An 884-nucleotide genomic window follows, 5' to 3' on the forward strand; every position below is an offset into this window, starting at 1 on the left:
AGTATTAAACATAATATGGTAATTCGCTGAGGTGAAAGACGTGTTGCAAGTTCAAAAAAATGTTTCACAAAGTTATTGGAAAATGTGGATTGAAGATCGTGATTTAGATGCTGGAGATACGTTAATGCAGATATATATGCCACTAGTTCACTTTCAAGTAAATCGAATAGCTCAAAGATTACCTTCAAGTGTCAGCAGAGATGATTTACACAGTTTAGCGATGATGGGTTTATATGACGCACTAGAGAAATTTGACCCAAAAAGGGATTTAAAATTTGAAACATATGCTTCAATTAGAATAAGTGGTAATATATTGGATGGTCTTCGTAAAGAAGACTGGCTACCTAGATCTATTAGAGATAAAGCAAAAAAAATTGAATGTGCAATTGAAAAGTTAGAACCGGCTCTTGAACGAAAAGCTACACCTGAAGAAATAGCACTGTATACAGGTTTTTCTTCGACGGAAGTTGTTAATGTCATAAATGATGTGTTTTTCGCTAATATGTTGTCTGTAGATGAACAAACCAAAGATGCTGGAGATGGACAAGTTAATTTTATCCATACAATAAAGGATCATGAATCATTAACACCAGAAGAAATGCTACTGAAAGATGAACAAATAAGGCTACTTGCCAAGACGATTGTAACGGAATTAAATGAGAAAGAGCAGCTAGTAATAAGTTTGTATTATCATGAAGAATTAACATTTACTGAAATTGGAACAATTATTAATTTATCGACTTCTCGGGTTTCTCAGATCCATGCTAAATCTATTTATAAATTAAGGAATCTTTTAAGTAAAAATAATATTTAGGAGCTTTGTAAACTCTAATTTGATGAATTTTTAAATGGCAATGGCAATGATTTATCATTATTCGACAGAA

Annotated in this window: 1 protein-coding gene; it reads left to right on the top strand. The window is 32.0% G+C overall.

The annotated features are described in order from the left end of the window. Nucleotides 1-43 precede the first annotated feature (43 nt). The gene (locus CN514_RS24330; RefSeq protein WP_286141823.1) at nt 44-814 is read left to right on the top strand and encodes a FliA/WhiG family RNA polymerase sigma factor; all 771 of its coding nucleotides are present in this window, start codon (nt 44-46) and stop codon (nt 812-814) included. The last annotated feature ends 70 nt before the right edge of the window (nt 815-884 follow it).

Origin of the sequence: Bacillus sp. AFS001701 (genome assembly GCF_002559405.1) — a bacterium.
GTDB lineage: Bacteria > Bacillota > Bacilli > Bacillales > Bacillaceae_G > Gottfriedia.